Consider the following 18,320-nt stretch of genomic DNA (forward strand, 5'->3'; position numbering starts at 1 on the left):
GGACAACTGTTCTCTCTTAAATCAGGTGGTGTGGATAAATATGCGGAAACTCAAGTTTGACAGCTAAATTGACACAAAAAGGATAAAATATTATAATTGTTAAGAAATTAATTATTATATTCTAGAATGGGGGTATTTTAATTGTTTAACGTTTATATTTGCGTTGGAAGCTCATGCCATCTAAAGGGTTCTTATAAAATAATAAAAATATTTCAGGATCTTATAAAACAGTATAACCTTGAAGATAAAATTGAGATAAAAGCATCATTTTGTCTTGGGCATTGCACAAACGGCGTCGCATTAAAATTGGGAGAAAATTTTATAGACAACGTCTCCATAACAAATGCAAAAGATGTATTTGAGAAACAGATACTCAAAGAAGCCGGTGTAAATATATAGAACGGGTGAAAAAAATGGATTTTTTCGTAGATGCAGATTATGAAAGCCTAAATAAATATAACGAGGAGCTTTGTGGCGATAAAGTTGAAATAATACGCAATAAAGACTCGGTTATCATAGTGCTGGCAGACGGTTTGGGAAGCGGAGTAAAAGCTAATATACTTTCTACCCTTACAAGCAAGATTATCGGGACGATGCTGTCCCATGAAGCCACTATAGATGAAGCCGTGGAAACTATAGCAAATACTCTTCCGGTATGCAAAGAAAGAGGGATAGCATATTCTACATTTTCCATACTTCAAATATTCAATAACGGAGAAAGCTATCTTGCTGAGTTTGATAATCCATCAATAATAACGCTAAGGAATGGTAAATATTTTAATCTCCAGGGAAAATCGAGAAATATAAACGGCAGAATTATAAATGAAAGCAGATTCCATGCAGGTCTTGATGATACATTTATAATTATGAGCGACGGTGCGGTTCATGCAGGCATAGGCCAGGTTTTGAATTTCGGATGGCAATGGGACAACATTAAAGAATACGCTGAAAGAATATATAAAAAGTCCATGACCGCAAAAAATTTTGCAAACCTCTTGCTTGCCGTATGCAATAATTTATATGCCCAAAAGCCTGGTGACGATACCACAATCGTCGCTGTCAAGATTAGAAAGGGTTTAAATGTCAATGTATTAATCGGGCCTCCTGTCGATAGAGACCTCGATGATTATGTTGTAAAAAAATTCATAAAAAGCGATGGCAAAAAAGTAGTATGCGGTGGAACGACATCCCAGATAGTATGCCGCGTCCTCGACAAAAAAATGAGGACAAATCTAAATTATGTCAATCCTTCCGTACCTCCTACCGCAGATATTGACGGCATTGACCTCACATGCGAAGGCGTCCTTACGATGAGCAAAGCCGTAGATTATGCGAAAAAATATATATCAGCAGATGCCTCCCTCCGCAACTCATTTGATTTAAACAAACAGGACGGTGCCTCGAGGCTTGCTAAACTTCTGCTTGAAGACTGTACGTCTGCCCACTTTTATGTAGGAAGGGCAATAAATCCCGCCCATCAAAACCCCGAATTTCCGCTGAGTTTAGGCTTAAAACTGAAACTTGTTGAAGAAATGGCAGAATGCCTCAAATCCCTCGGTAAACAGGTTACAGTGGAGTATGCTTAATCTGCATCGCTTCCCCTTACGGTCCGTACTTTTATTATACATTTTACTCCGTCAGCCATCGCTTGATTTCTTGATAGAGGCGCTCCGTTTTATCCTGAGATTTATCGTTGACAATTATATAAGCCGGATTATCCCCTTTCAATTTAAGGACAATGTATTTGTCGACTTTATTGTAAATGTACAGCATGCATTTCCCATATCCATTAATTGAAAAATGTCCGTAGCTTTTGTTCAGGCCTCCGTATCCGTTCGTACGAGTACCTACCGGAATTCTGTCGATTGTAGACAGCGAAACAACCTGATTCTTCTCAACGCTCCTGTCATACATGGCCGCATCAATTATAATCCTGGAACCATTTTCAGTTATCGTATAATCCTTGAAGCCCCCATAAAAAATAGTACTGAAAATAAGCAAAAGCAAAACAATGATCCCAAAGCCGATGGCCTTTCCGACAGGGTTTCCGATATTAATTGTAAAGCCCATGCTTGCAATCCTTTTAGGCACAATTATTCTGGGATCATTGGGATTATAGTAGCATCCCCATTTCCATGTGCTTTCCTGTTCAAAAATATCCCTTTCCTGCATTTCACCGAAAAAGTTGTTTTCCGCAGTGCGGATTTTTTTCCGCTGCCAGTAAGCGATCATAATTGGAACGGTTACCAGAATGATGGCCGATAAAACGACAAATATAGCATTTTTTTCATAGATTACAGAGATATTAAACATGACCCAAAATACAAACATGGCAAAAGCTAAAAGTGTAGCTGCCATTGTATTGATACGCTCTTCCGTCCTTGCACATGCCTTGTTGATCTCCGTGTTATCACTCAGCGCCGGTACATGTCTATGTCTCATTTGATAATATAAGTAAATCGCATTTAACTGGCACAGAGGGCCGATAAGACTGAATCCGATCGGATAAGACTCCCGTGCTTTTGCATGCAGGAGCAGAAAAACCGCAGGTATAAAGCTCAGAAATAGAAATAACCATGCCCAGATGGAGGCAACGCTCGATTTCCCTTTTTCCTTCGAAACATTCATATCAACAGTTACCACCCTGGTCCGCTTGTAAATCCATGCTTTTTCTTTTTTTATGGATAAAAGCCCTTGCTGATAAAAATGAATAACAAACCAATTTGCAAAAATGTTTGCCGTAATCAGAACCAGCATATAAAACTCGGCGTATTGTCCTATCATTTTAGCCGGCATCAAAAAACTAAACGCTATGGATATAAGCAAAACCAGATAACAGGCGATTTTGAATTTCTTGATAACTTTCTGCACTTCCGGATGCTTTGCATGCTCGCGGGAGAGTGTCACTCCCAGAATCTGATTATCACGATGATCCTTATAGGACAATGCGCACACTGACATTGTCCCAAAAATCAGCCATGTAGCAATGAGCAATAATTGAAGCATAAAGATTCCCCCTTAGTCGTAAACTGTGTCGATCAAATCTGAAATATGTTTTTTGATATCTTGCTTTGAAGCACCTTTCATACGCGCTTCTGAAACTAAAAGTTCCACCCGCCTGTCAAAATCAGATTCAAAAGCATTTCCCCCTGTTCGGCAATCGCTGATCTTAGCGCCATGCCTCCGTTCAATCACGATAATCCCTTCTTTTTTTAGAAGAGCATATGCTTTATTTACAGTCATCGGATTCACACCAATATCATTAGCCAGTTGGCGGACAGTAGGCAATGAATCGCCCGGCTTAATATATCCTCTGGCAACGCCAAACACGATTTTATTGCGGATTTGCTGATAAATCGGTGTGTCGCTGGTCATTTCTATCCTTAATATCAATTGCCTTCCCTTCTTTTTATTATTTGTATTATTTATACTAATACAAATAATACTTAATGTCAATTACCCTTTTCAGATGTATAAATATTATTTGAAGAATATATACCCCCTCTTTTTCAATTTTTATGATATTATTTATTTATATAAGTCCATTAAAGGCATTTTGACTGATAATAATACCCCAAATTCAGCAAACCGGAACAATAAACTGCTTGTTATATACATTATCTTTGTCGTACTATTTGCCATGCGAATAGTCATTCACATTAAAATACATAATCACAATGATTATATGGAGATGATAAAATGAGTATCATAAGATCACATGATATAACTCTTTACGGAGGCAATGACACATACAATATTGTTCTGAAGCCTCTTTCTGATAAATATTTGCCGTATTTATACAGGTGGTGTGCCGACCCTGATGTCCTTTATTGGACTGAAGACGGCACAAACAATGTGGAACTTTCATACAATCCGGAAACTGTTCATGAAATCTACGGGGGAGTATCTCAAAACGCCCTTTGCTTTCTTATTGAAGTAAATGGTGTGCCAATCGGTGATTGCTGGCTGCAAAAAATGAATTTGCCATATGTACTCGCCATGTATGACAATACCACCGATGTTCGGCGCATAGATATGAGCATTGGGGAAAAGTCATATTGGAATAGGGGCATCGGTACACTGTTCATCGGCATGATGATCGACTATGCATTTAACGGCGAACATGCGGATGTACTGCACTGCCTTTGTGGAGACTACAATATCAGGAGCCGCCGCATGTGGGAAAAGCACGGCTTCAAATTGGCCTTGACTGAGAATTTGCCGCAACCCCAAAATGGAAAATATCAATATCACTATACACTGTCACGCCGGGAGTACATTCAAAAGCGGCGATTTACACCTCCGCAAAACGAGATATTCAAAATGCCGATAAAAGCGCTTCAGCCGACCCAGCTTTATATAAGTCAGGGTAAACTGCGTCTGGTGCGCGAATGGTTTGATCCGTCTGATCCAGCACGTTTTGATCCGATCCCGGTTAAAAAACTGAACGGCCGAACTATAATGACCGACGGGCACACAAGAGTGATTGCCGCGTACCTTGCCGGCTGGGATAGCGTCCCTGTTTATTGGGATACCGACGAACTCGACATGGAGGCATATGCACTGGATGTCAAATGGTGTGATGAAGAAAAAATCCATAGCCCTGCCAAACTCGCGGAACGTATCGTTCCCCACAAGGACTATGAAGAGCTTTGGTATAGAAGGTGTATGGAAAACTTGAATCCGGCGAATGAGTGTTCAAAATAACATAAGCTTATATCAGGGTTCATATTTTGTATTTGAAGAATATTATTCAAATTATCTTTATACGCCCCCTATATTATGAGATGGTTGACAAAGCAGCAAACAGTGATAAGATGAAAATGACATAACCGTTAAAATTTCTACTATTAAGGCAGAATAAAGACTTTTGGTAAAAATACTTCGGAAGAAATTGTGAAATGATGGAAAGCATAAATAATTTAATTTTATGAGGGGAGAGTGTAAAAATGTCAATCAGAAGAATGGTATTGAATGAGACATCTTATTTCGGGAAAGGAGCGATTTCGGTTATTCCCGGGGAAGCAAAAAAGCGTGGATTCAAGAAAGCTTTTGTCACTTCGGACAAAGATCTCGTCAAATTCAAAGTGACAGACAAGGTGCTTGACATACTCAAGGAAGCAAAATTTCCTTACGACCTTTATGATAATATAAAGCCGAACCCGACGATCGAGAATGTACAGACGGGTGTCGCCGCATTCAAAAAGAGCGGCGCTGATTTCATCATTGCAGTTGGCGGAGGTTCTTCCATGGATACCGCAAAAGCTATCGGCATCATAATTGCAAATCCCGAATTTTCTGATGTTCGTTCACTGGAAGGCACTGCCGCCACTAAAAAACCGAGTGTACCCATTATTGCCGTACCGACTACATCCGGTACGGCTGCTGAGGTTACAATAAACTATGTAATTACAGATGTAGAAAAGAAACGCAAATTCGTATGCGTCGATCCCCACGATATTCCCATGATTGCCGTCATCGATCCAGATATGATGGCTACCATGCCTAAAGGCCTCGCCGCGGCAACCGGAATGGATGCCCTTACACACGCTATCGAAGGTTATACTACAAAGGCCGCGTGGGAACTTTCCGATATGTTCGAACTTAAAGCAATTGAAATGGTAAGCCACTACCTGCGGGATTCAGTCCTTAAAGTCGATATGGATGCAAGAGAAGGTATGAGCGTTGCCCAGTATGTTGCCGGCATGGCGTTCTCCAACGTCGGCCTTGGTCTTGTCCATGGAATGGCACATACATTGAGTGCATATTATGACACTCCCCACGGCGTCGCATGCGCCCTTTTGCTGCCGTATGTCATGGAGTACAACGCTGACGCTGCCGGTGAAAAATTCAAATATATTGCACAGGCAATGGGTGTCGACGTTTCAGGCATGACTCCAAAACAGTATAAGAAAGCGGCCGTAGATGCTGTGCGCAAGCTTTCATCTGATGTCAACATACCGCAAAAGCTTCACGATATCGGAGTGAAAGAGGAGGATATTCCGTCGCTTGCGGCATCAGCAATAAAAGATGCATGCACGCCCGGCAACCCGAAAGACACTACTGTGGCAGATATAGAGGCATTGTTCAGAAAAGCGTTCTAAGCAATCCGGATTTAGAGAAAATGATCTTTAAAAGCGTTCTGTTTAAACACAGGACGCTTTTTCATCTTATAATTGTTCTATATTTTTATTTCAAACCCATATTCATGCAATACAAAATCATCAATTTCTTTTTCATAGATTCCATCAACACGCTTAAATCCATTTTTTAAATATAAATTTATTGCTGGTTTATTTATATCTACAACAAATAATCTCAAATATTTGGCACCCTTCTGTTTTGCAAGTTTCATGACATTCTTGAGCATTAACCCCCCTATTCCTTGTCTTAAATAATTCACATTAACCCCAAAACGATCTATATATAATGCCTTTTCTTTGACATTTTCCCATGCCAAATGATCTTCGCCGTCATTTGATTCGCACAAAGCAAATGCGGCTACCATGTCATTATCTTCAGTTAATATATAAAGACTTTTACTTTCAATATCATCTTGAAAAAACTCGCAGGGATAAATTTCATCCCAAATCTGTATGTTGTTTTTATTCATATTGCCGATTATTTTTTCATACATCGTTTTAAGTTGCGGCAAATCACTCTTCTTAGCCAATCTTAAATCCATATTAATTCACCTCTTCAACAGAAATTTTATCAACTCTATAATGGGTTTTTTATTTCATCTAAGATAAATTATATCGTGCTTTCTCTGACCTGCAAATTCCTGTTTGTCTGCACGATTATATGAAACCTGCATTTATGAATGCCAGATTTTTGTGCATAAAGAAAGACATATCTTCCCCTTGGCGGAAGATATGTCTTTTCTGGTGCGCGAGGCGGGAGTTGAACCCGCAAAACTACGACCCTGAATCGTATACGTGTGCCAATTTCGTCACTCGCGCAAAAAATGCAAAAGCATTTTTTCGAACTGCACTTATAAATTATAACATCATTTTTTTATAGTGTCCACATAAAAATCGCTAATCTAAAACAACAGATATGATGTATATAGATTATCTGAAGAATATTATTTCAAATATAAAAATACGTCCCGGCAGATTCTATATAAAGGGTAATCCCCCTGTACCTGCGTAATTATAATACGAATTTATATATAAAATATTTTACAGGCCCCTTCTTATCCTTTATAAACTTATCCAGTATTTTTATAGTGTATTTGAATTTGTCCCTGTCCTCGTCCTGTATACGGAAGTTTCCGAATCTTATCCTGTCAAATGTACCTATAATGTCCTTTATATTTATATCGTAGCATAGAAGTCCGCTATTTATCCTATCTCCAAACTCCGCCGGAGTCTCGCCTTCCTCCATCGTTATCCCGCATAGCTTGAGCTTTTTCGCTATAAGTTTGAAATATTCCACTGCAGCCTGCTTATCATTCAGCTTATCGGCCTTATTTATCCGGCCCCTGCTTATCGCGTATTTTACCGCCGTCTTAATGAAAATAAGGGCCAGAACTGCTATAACGGCATATATCTGCCATGGCACGGTCCTTTTACTTTCAACATTGTCTACCGTTTTCTCATCCGTCCCTGGTGTCTGTTGCTGTGAATCTGGGTCTTTCTGAGGAATTACCGGTGAAACCTGCGGATTCGTGGATGGCGATGTATCAGCCTGTGTGCTTGGCCTTTCATAATCAGGAACAGTATATGAAGATGTTGGCTCAAACCTGACCCATCCATAACCGTCAAAGTAAAGCTCCACCCATGCATGGGCCCTGTATGCCGGTACTTTATATATCCCGTCGCTGCCTTTATCCGATTCACTTATCGCAAAACCTTCAACATACCTTGAAGGTATGCCTGCCATCCTGCTCATCACAGCCATAGCCGATGCGTAATATGTGCAATATCCCTTCTTTTCATCGAACAGGAAATAATCCACAAAGTCACGTCCATCAGGAACAATTGATGTCTCCAGAGTGTATCTGTAATTATTCCTTAAATAGCTCTGTATGGCAGAAGCCTTTTCATAATCCGTTTTGTATTCACCAGTAATCTCCTTTGTGAGATTCATTACTCTTTGAGGAATGTTTGTCGGAAGTTCAAGATAACGGTACATGTCCTTTCTTGTGTATCCTCCGCCGGATGCGGCCTTTCCCTTTTTAAGTTCATCAGCATATACAACAGGAACTCTTGATATCACTTTATATTCTTTTTTATTCGCTGCAAGCCTCGAAAAACTGATCTGGCCATCCTCGCTATAATTTATGTTAGAATCGAAATTTATCTGTGCCATGTATGGCTTCCATACATTAAATATAGAACGCACATCCATAGCCTCCGGGTATACTGTAGTCGTGATTTCATTATATTTTTTGATGTTATCTTCATTTCCTAACAGGGAGCTTATAACATTGCCGCTGCTTATGGTTATATTATCATGTCCATTATTATTCAGGGCAGAACTATGTCTGATATTATCCCACATAGATCCTGTATATACATCCTTTACCGAGCCTCTTAAGTAAACCGGGAATGAAACATCCCCGTCTATTTTCACTTTCAAAAGAAGCTTGTTTGAAAAGCTGACAGGCCCTCCCAATTTTGAAGGGCCGTCCTGATATCCAAAAGAACTTATTGAAAAAATTTCATTTGTCTCACTGCTCTGATTGGGCAGTCTGCCGGCCTCTCTGAAACCCAGATTGTATATCTTGCTAAAAACGTTATCATTCAACCATCTTGAATTTAAAGGTTTTATTTGTATTGGAAATAGAAATGTCAGAAGAATTACAACAGCCATTGAAACGGCTGCACCGCTCATCCAGACAATTGAAATCTTTTTCGTATATATACTTTTCTTGCGCTTCCATTCCGCTTCCTTTATAGTGTAATAATTAAATGCATATAATATGAAAGAAACCGCCAAATATTGCTGCATATATTTATAGCTCAGCGCATATCCGAAAAACCACATAAACGATAGGGCAACTATCCCCGATACCATGGTTAACAGAATATAGCGTTTTAAAACTACAAGCAGGAATATCACTGCTGTTATGATTATTACAAATAATACCGTTATAATGACTGAATATTGCCTGTTTAACTGTATATTATTGAAAAGATAAGTTATATACCATCTGATGCAGTTTTGAAATATTCCATATAGATTTTGCGCCGTAAATGCCAAATCAAATTTAGTGGATACAAATAATACCGCAGCAAACACAAACATAACGGCAAAGGCAGACAGAAATATCAGAGGATAAGAAAACAGCAAATACATAATTATATTTACGGCTGCCGATACTGCTACAATAGTCCATCCGCCCATTTTAAAATTCATGTATCCCATAAACGCCTTCGTAAGTATATAAACAAGCAGAGAGATGATCGTACAGTATATTATATATTTTCCGGCTGTAACCTTAGAGCGCAAGGCTATCCCTCCAGTGCCATCTTGACATCGTCATTGAGTCCCACTTTATAAAGCTTTATATCGTAATGGGAAATTATTTTCAAATGTTTTTCACTTATGTCATTAATCACAGTATACACTAAAATCACATCAAAACCTATTTCCTTGAGCTGGATAATTCTGTTTATCAAAGCGTCATATACAGCGCATGTTATCAGGATGACAGTCGAGCCTCTGGATATAAGCCTTGACCTTAATTCCAGCAATTCTTCAAATGGCTCCTCCCCGTCGGACTTTACGTTTATAAGTTCTTCCATAAAATTTTTAAATCCGCTTAAATCCCTGCTTCCTGTATACACCTGCTTCTTGCTGTTTGCATACAGCATCGTACTTACGCCTTCCCGAAGCATGAAATAAACAACCGATATGGCACACTCCACCGATTTCTCTTCGGTATCCATCCTGTAAATATCACTATAGTCATATTTATATAGATTCAAAAATACATGGGCTTCAGCGCTTCCCGTCATCTCGTAATTTTTAACATAAAGAAGCCCCTTCCTCGCTGAAACTTTCCAGTGTATTTTTCTCAGGCTATCACCCGGGTAATATTTTCTTATGTCCGATATACTAGAGTAATCCTCATTTGCATTTTGTTTGGTTGTAACGGTACCGAAAACCTGGGCGGACCTTGTACTAAACTTCGAGAGTTTAACAACCTTAGGATAAACATTGAACGTGCCTTCCAGTTTCACCTTTATTTCCCATGTAAATAGTCCGAATACATCCGATATACTCACAGTAACGGGTCCAAAATTATAACGTCCCCTGTATTTGCATATAAAATTTTCCGTAACCCTTTTGGAATCGAAAGGCATCAAATATATGACGTTGCCCGGCGAGTCCTTGCCCGTAATATTTTTAATCATTTCATTTTTTATTTCAACATATATGGCAGGAAGCAAGCTGCCGTTAAAAACCATCGTACTTATTTGCGCCCTGTCACCCACATTGACGCTGTCACTAACTGTTTTCTGCCTTACTGTAAGCTTTGACACAACGGATCGTGTCCAAAAATATGATATTAGAACTGTAAAGATGACTATACATAAAACAAAATATGGCAGCTTTCCTCCTCCAAATATCGCAAATATCAAACTGCCAAGCACAAGAAATATTACCGACTTTTTATACCTGAACATATCTTCTCACGATTGGGATGTGTACCTGTCCCAATATATTCGACATTATATCATCGGATGTAATCCCCCGAAGTTTTACTTCCGGCTTTACAATCAGCCTGTGCCCGAGCACGGATTTTGCAAGGTTTTTTACATCGTCAGGAAGCACGTACTCCCTTCCATTTATAATTGCCCAGGCCTGGGATACCCTGAACAGCGCAAGAGAACCCCTTGGGCTTGCTCCAAGGAGTATATCCGGATTATTTCTTGTAGCTCTCACAATATTTATAATATAATCATCTATCGAATCATCTACATATATTTTTTTCACATCGTCCTGGATCTCTAAAATATCATCGGATGTCAATACTTCCTTTAAACTATCTATCGGATTTTCTGTTTTAAATCTCCTTAAGATAGCCTTCTCCTCGTCTTCAACCGGATATCCTATCGATATTTTCATCATAAACCTGTCAAGCTGCGCCTCGGGAAGGGGAAATGTCCCTTCATATTCAATAGGATTTTGCGTTGCAAGTACCATAAACGGTTTCTTCAGGCTATAAGTCTTCCCATCCGCCGTTACCTGATGTTCTTCCATTACCTCCAGCAGACTCGATTGGGTTTTGGGAGATGTCCTGTTTATTTCGTCCGCAAGTATTATCTGGTTCATAACGGGACCCGCTTTGAATTCAAAATCACCCGTCTTTTGATTAAACACCGACACGCCTGTTATATCGGAAGGCAAAAGGTCAGGCGTAAACTGAATCCTTTTGAATGAGCACCCGAGAGATTTTGCCAGCGCGCGAACCATTATCGTCTTGCCCACACCTGGTACGTCCTCCAGAAGCACGTGACCTCCCGATATAAGAGCCGCAGAAATTTTTTCGACTACTTTTCTCTTTCCAACTATTACACTCTCAACATTTTCTACCAGTGAATTTATTTTTTCCTTGCTGTTCTCCAAAAAAATCACCCCAATAGTGTTTATATATACGACAAAAATTAAATTCTATATAATCGTGTCAAATTCCTTCATTTAATTTACCGTTAATAATAATTTAAAAATTACCTGTTTTAATTATAACCTCCATATTGATATTCAAACTTTAAATATATCCCGATTTCAATTGTTGCGAAAATGTCGGATGTATAAATATTCTTCAAATATAAAATATGCACCTGAAAATGTCCGCCATATGGGCTTTATTTCCACGGGCATAGGTGTCTTTCAATAAAGTCAACAAGCGTGAACAATCCAAAGCCCATAATGCTCAGTATAACTATGCCTGAATACATTTCCACATAATTGACCCTCATCCATGAATCCATTATAAAGTAACCCATTCCATATTCCGTACCGAAAGTTTCTGTAAAGAACAATATTGAGACGGACGTACCAAGCGCCACTCTTATTGATGTTACAAGCTCCGGAAGCACTGCAGGTATGATTATTTTTTTGAATACCTGACGTGGCTTTGCACCTAAAGAATACAGCGAGTAATATGTTTCAGAAGGTATTTTCATGACGGCATCCCTTGACGACACGATTACCTGTGACGATACAATCAGCATTATCATTATGATTTTGGATGCTTCGCCAAGCCCGAACAAAAGCATCACGACAGGCAAAAGTGCAATCTTTGGTATAGGGTAAATGAAATAAATTATAGGGGACAGAAGCCTATCCCACCATTTATAATACCCCATCATTAAACCTAGAGGCACTCCGAAAACTGCGGACAGCATTATGCCTGCGAACACTCTTGCCATGCTGCATGCAGCATGAATCAGTATTTTACTTATGAAAACATGACGAATATTTATAAATACTGCCTCGGGTGACGGCACAATTGGCAACTTCAATATCAAAGATAATAATTTCCATATTACAAGTATAGCCAAAATGCCATAAATAAAACTTATGCGGCTTTTTCTATTTCTCAATCAAACCAGCCTTCTTTTATAAATTCCCGTATCTTCATAACCATTTCATAAAACTCCTTTGAAAGCCTCAAATTTTCTTTTCCGAATAATGGATTTTCGAATACGGCTAAAATACTTCCCGGAGATTTCGACAGCACTGCAACCTTCGTTCCGACACATATTGCTTCCTCTATGCTGTGTGTCACGAATACCGAAGACACCCTGTTTTCCTTCCATATCCCGAGGAACAGTTCTTGTGTCTCCTCCCTTGTTATCGCGTCAAGGGCTGAGAACGGCTCATCCATCAAAAGTACATCGGGTTTAAGTATGAACGAGCGTGCAATCGCCACTCTCTGCCTCTGACCGCCGCTCAATATATTGGGATATCTATCTTTGAATTCCCAGATCTCAAGTTTTTTTAACATGTATTCAACGTACTGTCTGTCTATTCTGCCTCCATCTTTTATTTCGACTCCCAGTATCGCATTTTTATATATGTTTTCCCACGGAAGGAGACCATAGTTTTGAAATATTATTCCTATCCTCTGAAGTGATGGATTGACGGGCCTCTTATTTATAAACACGGTGCCCCTATAATTTTTTATTATGCCGGATAGTACATGAAGCAGTGTGGACTTTCCGCAACCTGACGGACCAAGTACAGCATAAATGTCTTCATTCCCTATTTCCATATTTATATCAGAAATGGCAGTAAAACTGCCCTTATCATCTTTGTAATCAACCGAAAGATTTTTGATTTGAATCATCCATGTTACCTCACAAACCTGTCATCTGTCAGATCTTTGTAACCATAGTTATTTTTAATGAGGTCCTTGTCTTTGAGCCATGCCAATACATCGGCAGTATCCTTTTTCGATACAAGCGATGCCTTTGTATAATTTGGAAGCACAATTGTGCTTTTTACATCTTCTGGAAATCCCGACTCCTTTATTATTGCATCCATGTAACTCGATTTGGGCTGGGATTTTAGGTATTCCACCGCTCTGTTATACGCCCTGTAAAAGGCATCGATTTCCTTTTCCTTTGAGCCTATCGATTTTGAAGTGAATATGAGCACTCCGGGATTTATATTCAGTTTGTCGGTACTCCCAAGCAATATCGCGCCATTTTTTAACGCAACGGTGGCAAGTGGATCCGGAAGCGTTGCGGCATCTATTTTGCCGTTCTGGAGCATTTCAAGCCTTACAGGTATCTCGGCTATGGGAGTCTTCCTGACATCGCTTACTGCAAGGCCCCCTTCTTTTACCATCATGTCTGTGGCATATTCTATTATTGTATTGCTTGATATCGCGATACTTCTATCCTTGAGGTCCCTTATGCTGCCGATACCGGCATTTTTGTTCACCAGCAGCTTATAGCTTCCATTTGTCATGGAGGTTATCTTCACATCGAATCCTCCATCTTTTGCAAATGCTTCCGCAAGCACATCTGATACCGCTCCGTCAAGCTTGCCGGCCTGGAATGCGCTGTCCCTTTCCTTTGCGCTTTTAAACTGCTCTATATTTATGCTGACTCCCTCCTCTTTAAAATATCCCTGCTGCCTTGCGATTATAAGCGGTATCGAATCGACGTCGGGAAGCACGCCTATGCTAAGGGATCCCGTTTTTTTCATGCTTTTAGAACAGGCTGGAAAAGAAATTATCAGTATTATAGATAATATATAAACCAGTGCTTTTTTCATCACCTATCCCCCCCATTTTTTGTATAAATCATTCTCCATTCCAAGGTGCTCGAGAACTTTTCCTGTTATAAAATTTACCATGTCGTCGATGCTTTCAGGCTTATTATAAAATCCCGGTGCCGCAGGGATTATATCCACACCGCATTTGCTAAGCTTTAACATATTCTCAATATGTATGGTGTTTAAAGGCGTCTCCCTTGGGACAAGCACAAGCTTCCTCTTTTCCTTTATGCAAACATCCGCAGCTCTGTCTAAAAGGTTCAATGATATTCCATTTGCGAGGCAGCCCATCGTCCCCATTGAACACGGCACGACGGCCATGCCATCAACTTTAAAAGATCCGCTTGCAATAGGTGCAAATATGTCGTGTATGCCGCATAGATTTATATTGCCTGTTTCTGAAAGCCTTTTTATCACATCTGAAAGTCCATATCCTGTTTCGTATTCCATAACCCTTTCGCCATTTTCGGTTATAACAAGAAAAACATCATTTTTCCGCTTCAGTACTTCCTCGGCCAGCCTTACACCGTATATACTGCCGCTGGCACCCGTAATCCCTATTATGTATTTTTTCAATCTATCACCTCATAAGAAATATATCGCCTGCTGCAAAAATGAAAAGTATCACGCTCACGATCTCGTTTATGTTATAAGAAGCTATTTTTACATTTGAAAGGTTCTTCGGTGACACTATGCTGTGCTCAACATACAATAGACCGGCGACAATTGTAACACCGATAAGGTACAATATACCCCTATGCAAAATCAAGTGCAGATAGAGCAGGAGCAATATTGCAATTATATGAAATACTTTGGATATAATCAGCGCATTTTTGACTCCGAACCTCACTGGTATTGAAAACAGGCCCTCCCTTTTATCAAATTCATAATCCTGGGAGCCATATATTATATCAAAACCAGAAACCCACAGCATTACAACAGCCCCAAGCACAATCGAAGGCCATCCTATCTTTCCCGTCACGGCGATCCATGCACCAACGGGCGCACCTCCGCATGTAATCCCGAGTATTATATGGCACAGCCATGTGAACCTCTTTGTAAATGAATATACTATGAATAACGCAAGGGCAAGTGGTAAAAGTTCAAGGCAGAGCGGATTCAGCATATATGCCGCCACCGTCAGAAGCGCAAAGCTTACTGTAGACAATACAATTACCTCATATCCCTTTACAATGCCCTTCGGAAGGTGTCTTCCTGAAGTTCTCGGATTCTTTGCATCTATTTTCCTGTCTATATACCTGTTCAATACATTTGGGGGTTTGCCAACCACTGTCGCAGGATCGCACCCGATTGCCACAGAAACAGGCATTCTTCCTCCAAGCTTTTTATATTTCTCATATATCCTTCTGCCATCCTTGTGAAGATGCCAGTGCATTCCTGTGGTATTTTTGTCATATACCTGAAGCCTGTACATGCCCATATTTTGAAGCCCTGTTTCAGGGTCTCTTGTTATGACAAGAGGAAGTGTTATGAACCGCCCCCCATCCTTGGGCCAGCACTTTAAAACGGGAAGGGACGATAGGTCTGCGTCTTCGACTACCTCCTGGCAGCAAGCCCTTTCAACCTTCCTGGGAAATATCATGGCGAGCTTTGCAAGCCTTGGAATGGATTTGATTTTTTCGATAAGCCCCATGTAGTTCGAGACATCGATCAAGTCTGCTATCGAGCCTGCTATATCGTCTATTTCGTCTGTCTGAAATGCTAAATTCAACCGCTCATAGCTTCCGAATATATTGATTAAAAGGGGGTACTTCGAACCCCTGACATTTTCAAACAGAAGTGCCGGACCGGACGATTTGCATACTCTGTCCGTTATTTCCGTAATTTCAAGTCTGCTGTCGACTTCAGCATTTATTTTTCTTAAAAGCCCCTTCTCATCCAGCACATTCATAAAATCCTGTAAATCTTTATATGCCATAATCATCAAACCTTCCGAGAAAATATAAGTTCAATTCACGAGCTTGAAATCTTTGTTTGTTATCTTCAGATCGCCTTTAAGGTCGGGTGTTACATAAACCTCGCGGTTCTCTGTAATAAATATGGCCTCCACGCCTTTCATATTTTTTACTATTTCAATTCCCTTTTCTATACCGGCCGCAAAAACGGTAGTCGAAAGTCCGTCAGCTCTTATCGACTTATCAGTTATGATCGTAGTCCCGACCAACCCGTTATCCACAGGGTATCCGTTTTTAGTATTCAAAATATGATGATATCTCTTCCCGTTCTGCATAAAATATCTTTCATAAACTCCGGATGAAACTATTGTTTTATCCGACACATGAACTATGCCAAAATAATCTCCTCTCCCGCTGAACGGGTCCTGCACGCCTATGTTCCAGTCACGGTTCCCATTAGGGTTGCATCCCAAGGTGGACACATTTCCCCCAAGGTTTACTATGGCATGCTTGACTCCGTTTTCCTTAAGTATCCTGCAGCATTCATCCGCCGCATACCCCTTTGCGATGCCTCCAATGTCCAGCATCATCCCTTTTTTCTTTAAGAATATCGTTTTATCCGTGTCATCAAGCACTATATCCCTATAGTTTACGAGCGGAAGTCTTGCATCAATTTCGCTATCTGAAGGCACCCTCGCTTTATCAGTACCTATATTCCACAGCTTTACAACGGGCCCTATTGAAATATCGAACAAACCTCCCGATATACTTCCGAACTCCTTTCCTGTTTTTATAACATAATATACATCATCCGTGACCTTGACGGGCTGCACTCCGGCATTGTCATTTACTTCATCCACTTCGCTCCCTGCCGCATTAATGGTCATCTCTTTATCTATCTCTTTAAGCCTTTCAAAAACCTTGTCAAGTATATTTTGCGGTACTGCATCATATATCTTGACAGTACACACTGTCCCAAGCATAAAGTCAGTCTTTGTCAATGGTTCCTGAAGTATTCCGTTATCTTTCTTGTCGCATCCTGAAGCAAATATCGAAATTATTATTGCGAGAACAACCGCAGCAATTATCGCCTTTTTATGTTGAAGCATAATAGGCCCTCCAATTTACACTATTATAAAGGCTTTAGAGCCGCCCCTAAAGCCTTTATATTCTATAATCATTATTCTGATATCCTAAAGTTTTATTTTCTCATCGCCATAGCTGCCTGTACAAGGGTCTTGAACTTAGCAGTTGTTTCGGTCGCCCCTGTTACAGTATCAACCTTGTTCGGATCATTGTTGTTTGCAAGAAATGAATCCGCCAGTTTCTTTGCTGCTTCAACCATTGAAGTGCCTGATTGTGCCTTCATTTGGGAGTTATATTGTGTATCTTCGCTCTTTTTCTTCCCGTTCTTATCAAGCTCTTCATATATTACTTTGGTAATTTTACCATTCTCATATGTTACCGATACCTGTGCCTTCCATCCATGCGAATCAAAATCCTTCTCTATCGCTGTATAAGTATCATTCATAGGCAGTATTGTCTCTGATGTATCGCCCTTGGCAGCTTTCGCAAGCAGCGCCGTCGCTAAAGCCTTGAAATTATTTGAAGAACTGGTTGCGCCCGAAACCGCCTGAACTCCTTCTCCGTTCTGAGCCTTTACCAGACTTGCATCCAATTTAGGGCTGTACTCGGCCGGATTTGTTCCGTTTTGTGCCTTCATCGCCTTGTTATATGCTTCATCCTTTGTCTTTAATTGTCCATCCGGGTTTACATAATCAAAGTTGACTTTAACGACCTTTTTATCCTTGACTTCGACTTCAAGAAATGGTTTCCAACCATGGCCATCGATAAAATCAAACGACGCCTTGTATTTGCCATCCTGATAAGCGCCGGTACCGCCTCCCGATGTTGAATCCGATTGTTGAGTCTTCGTCTTGCCACAGCCAGTTGCAATAAACGCCACCATAATTAACGTTAATACAACGGACATTGCCTTTTTCATAATATTCCTCCTAGAAATATTTGACTTTTCAACGTTTATTTTATAACAAACTGTAAATAAATTCAATAAATATTTGACTAATATTCCAATTCACAATTTAAAATCAGGCATAAATAGGATTATGTTATTTTGAACAACGAATGAGCATTATGAAA

General features: G+C 40.0%; 17 protein-coding genes and 1 tRNA gene. 4 read left to right on the top strand and 14 right to left on the bottom strand.

Annotation, left to right across the window (positions count from 1 at the left end; translation table 11 throughout):
- The first annotated feature begins 141 nt into the window (after positions 1-141).
- Positions 142-399 carry a (2Fe-2S) ferredoxin domain-containing protein gene (locus QME45_12230; protein MDI6619415.1) on the top strand — a complete coding sequence of 86 codons (258 nt, stop codon included), beginning with the start codon at positions 142-144 and terminating at the stop codon, positions 397-399.
- Positions 400-413: 14 nt separating this feature from the next.
- Positions 414-1,586 carry a SpoIIE family protein phosphatase gene (locus QME45_12235; GenBank protein ID MDI6619416.1) on the top strand — a complete coding sequence of 391 codons (1,173 nt, stop codon included), beginning with the start codon at positions 414-416 and terminating at the stop codon, positions 1,584-1,586.
- Between the two features lie 43 nt (positions 1,587-1,629).
- Here QME45_12235 and QME45_12240 read toward each other — a convergent pair whose 3' ends face one another.
- Both QME45_12240 and QME45_12245 read right to left on the bottom strand, forming a co-directional pair.
- Positions 1,630-3,006 carry a DUF5808 domain-containing protein gene (locus QME45_12240; protein MDI6619417.1) on the bottom strand — a complete coding sequence of 459 codons (1,377 nt, stop codon included), beginning with the start codon at positions 3,004-3,006 and terminating at the stop codon, positions 1,630-1,632.
- Positions 3,007-3,018: 12 nt separating this feature from the next.
- A complete protein-coding gene (locus QME45_12245) occupies positions 3,019-3,393 on the bottom strand; it encodes a GntR family transcriptional regulator (protein ID MDI6619418.1) in 375 nt (124 codons plus the stop codon).
- Between the two features lie 306 nt (positions 3,394-3,699).
- Here QME45_12245 and QME45_12250 point away from each other — a divergent pair, with 306 nt between their 5' ends.
- Together QME45_12250 and fucO are read left to right on the top strand one after the other, a co-directional pair.
- The gene (locus QME45_12250) at positions 3,700-4,707 is read left to right on the top strand and encodes a GNAT family N-acetyltransferase (protein ID MDI6619419.1); all 1,008 of its coding nucleotides are present in this window, start codon (positions 3,700-3,702) and stop codon (positions 4,705-4,707) included.
- A gap of 242 nt (positions 4,708-4,949) precedes the next feature.
- On the top strand, positions 4,950-6,104 hold the full coding sequence (gene fucO, locus QME45_12255; GenBank protein ID MDI6619420.1) for a lactaldehyde reductase: 1,155 nt from the start codon (positions 4,950-4,952) through the stop codon (positions 6,102-6,104).
- Positions 6,105-6,181: 77 nt separating this feature from the next.
- Here the strand turns inward: fucO and QME45_12260 are convergent, their stop codons facing one another.
- From QME45_12260 to QME45_12315, 12 genes are all read right to left on the bottom strand, one after another.
- The gene (locus QME45_12260; protein MDI6619421.1) at positions 6,182-6,685 is read right to left on the bottom strand and encodes a GNAT family N-acetyltransferase; all 504 of its coding nucleotides are present in this window, start codon (positions 6,683-6,685) and stop codon (positions 6,182-6,184) included.
- A 200-nt stretch (positions 6,686-6,885) separates the two neighbouring features.
- A tRNA-Leu gene (locus QME45_12265) sits at positions 6,886-6,962 on the bottom strand.
- Positions 6,963-7,155: 193 nt separating this feature from the next.
- Complete coding sequence (locus QME45_12270; GenBank protein MDI6619422.1) at positions 7,156-9,459, bottom strand: transglutaminaseTgpA domain-containing protein; 2,304 nt, start codon at positions 9,457-9,459, stop codon at positions 7,156-7,158.
- Positions 9,460-9,461: 2 nt separating this feature from the next.
- On the bottom strand, positions 9,462-10,640 hold the full coding sequence (locus tag QME45_12275) for a DUF58 domain-containing protein (GenBank protein ID MDI6619423.1): 1,179 nt from the start codon (positions 10,638-10,640) through the stop codon (positions 9,462-9,464).
- A complete protein-coding gene (locus QME45_12280) occupies positions 10,627-11,592 on the bottom strand; it encodes a MoxR family ATPase (protein MDI6619424.1) in 966 nt (321 codons plus the stop codon). The genes QME45_12275 and QME45_12280 overlap by 14 nt, the downstream gene beginning before the upstream one ends.
- Before the next feature lie 230 nt (positions 11,593-11,822).
- Positions 11,823-12,563: an ABC transporter permease gene (locus tag QME45_12285; protein ID MDI6619425.1), complete on the bottom strand. Its 741-nt coding sequence runs from the start codon at positions 12,561-12,563 to the stop codon at positions 11,823-11,825.
- A complete protein-coding gene (locus tag QME45_12290) occupies positions 12,560-13,309 on the bottom strand; it encodes an ABC transporter ATP-binding protein (GenBank protein MDI6619426.1) in 750 nt (249 codons plus the stop codon). The genes QME45_12285 and QME45_12290 overlap by 4 nt, the downstream gene beginning before the upstream one ends.
- Before the next feature lie 5 nt (positions 13,310-13,314).
- The gene (locus tag QME45_12295; protein ID MDI6619427.1) at positions 13,315-14,244 is read right to left on the bottom strand and encodes a MetQ/NlpA family ABC transporter substrate-binding protein; all 930 of its coding nucleotides are present in this window, start codon (positions 14,242-14,244) and stop codon (positions 13,315-13,317) included.
- A gap of 3 nt (positions 14,245-14,247) precedes the next feature.
- On the bottom strand, positions 14,248-14,820 hold the full coding sequence (locus tag QME45_12300) for a flavin prenyltransferase UbiX (GenBank protein MDI6619428.1): 573 nt from the start codon (positions 14,818-14,820) through the stop codon (positions 14,248-14,250).
- Positions 14,821-14,824: 4 nt separating this feature from the next.
- Positions 14,825-16,183: a UbiA-like polyprenyltransferase gene (locus QME45_12305; GenBank protein MDI6619429.1), complete on the bottom strand. Its 1,359-nt coding sequence runs from the start codon at positions 16,181-16,183 to the stop codon at positions 14,825-14,827.
- A 30-nt stretch (positions 16,184-16,213) separates the two neighbouring features.
- Entirely contained in the window at positions 16,214-17,269 is a 1,056-nt protein-coding gene (locus QME45_12310) for an FAD:protein FMN transferase (GenBank protein ID MDI6619430.1), read from the bottom strand.
- Positions 17,270-17,361: 92 nt separating this feature from the next.
- Positions 17,362-18,165, bottom strand: coding sequence for an FMN-binding protein (locus QME45_12315; GenBank protein MDI6619431.1), 804 nt, complete (start codon positions 18,163-18,165; stop codon positions 17,362-17,364).
- Between the last annotated feature and the right edge of the window lie 155 nt (positions 18,166-18,320).

This window comes from Clostridiales bacterium (assembly GCA_030016385.1).
Taxonomy (GTDB): Bacteria; Bacillota; Clostridia; order Clostridiales; family Oxobacteraceae; genus JASEJN01.

Bases quoted from the DNA above. Each gene is read 5' to 3' on its own strand.
- QME45_12235 (MDI6619416.1), top strand. From the start codon at position 414: ATGGATTTTTTCGTAGATGCAGATTATGAAAGCCTAAATAAATATAAC.
- QME45_12240 (MDI6619417.1), bottom strand. From the start codon at position 3,006: ATGCTTCAATTATTGCTCATTGCTACATGGCTGATTTTTGGGACAATG.
- QME45_12250 (MDI6619419.1), top strand. From the start codon at position 3,700: ATGAGTATCATAAGATCACATGATATAACTCTTTACGGAGGCAATGAC.
- fucO (MDI6619420.1), top strand. From the start codon at position 4,950: ATGTCAATCAGAAGAATGGTATTGAATGAGACATCTTATTTCGGGAAA.
- QME45_12260 (MDI6619421.1), bottom strand. From the start codon at position 6,685: ATGGATTTAAGATTGGCTAAGAAGAGTGATTTGCCGCAACTTAAAACG.
- QME45_12275 (MDI6619423.1), bottom strand. From the start codon at position 10,640: ATGTTCAGGTATAAAAAGTCGGTAATATTTCTTGTGCTTGGCAGTTTG.
- QME45_12290 (MDI6619426.1), bottom strand. From the start codon at position 13,309: ATGATTCAAATCAAAAATCTTTCGGTTGATTACAAAGATGATAAGGGC.
- QME45_12295 (MDI6619427.1), bottom strand. From the start codon at position 14,244: ATGAAAAAAGCACTGGTTTATATATTATCTATAATACTGATAATTTCT.
- QME45_12305 (MDI6619429.1), bottom strand. From the start codon at position 16,183: ATGGCATATAAAGATTTACAGGATTTTATGAATGTGCTGGATGAGAAG.
- QME45_12310 (MDI6619430.1), bottom strand. From the start codon at position 17,269: ATGCTTCAACATAAAAAGGCGATAATTGCTGCGGTTGTTCTCGCAATA.
- QME45_12315 (MDI6619431.1), bottom strand. From the start codon at position 18,165: ATGAAAAAGGCAATGTCCGTTGTATTAACGTTAATTATGGTGGCGTTT.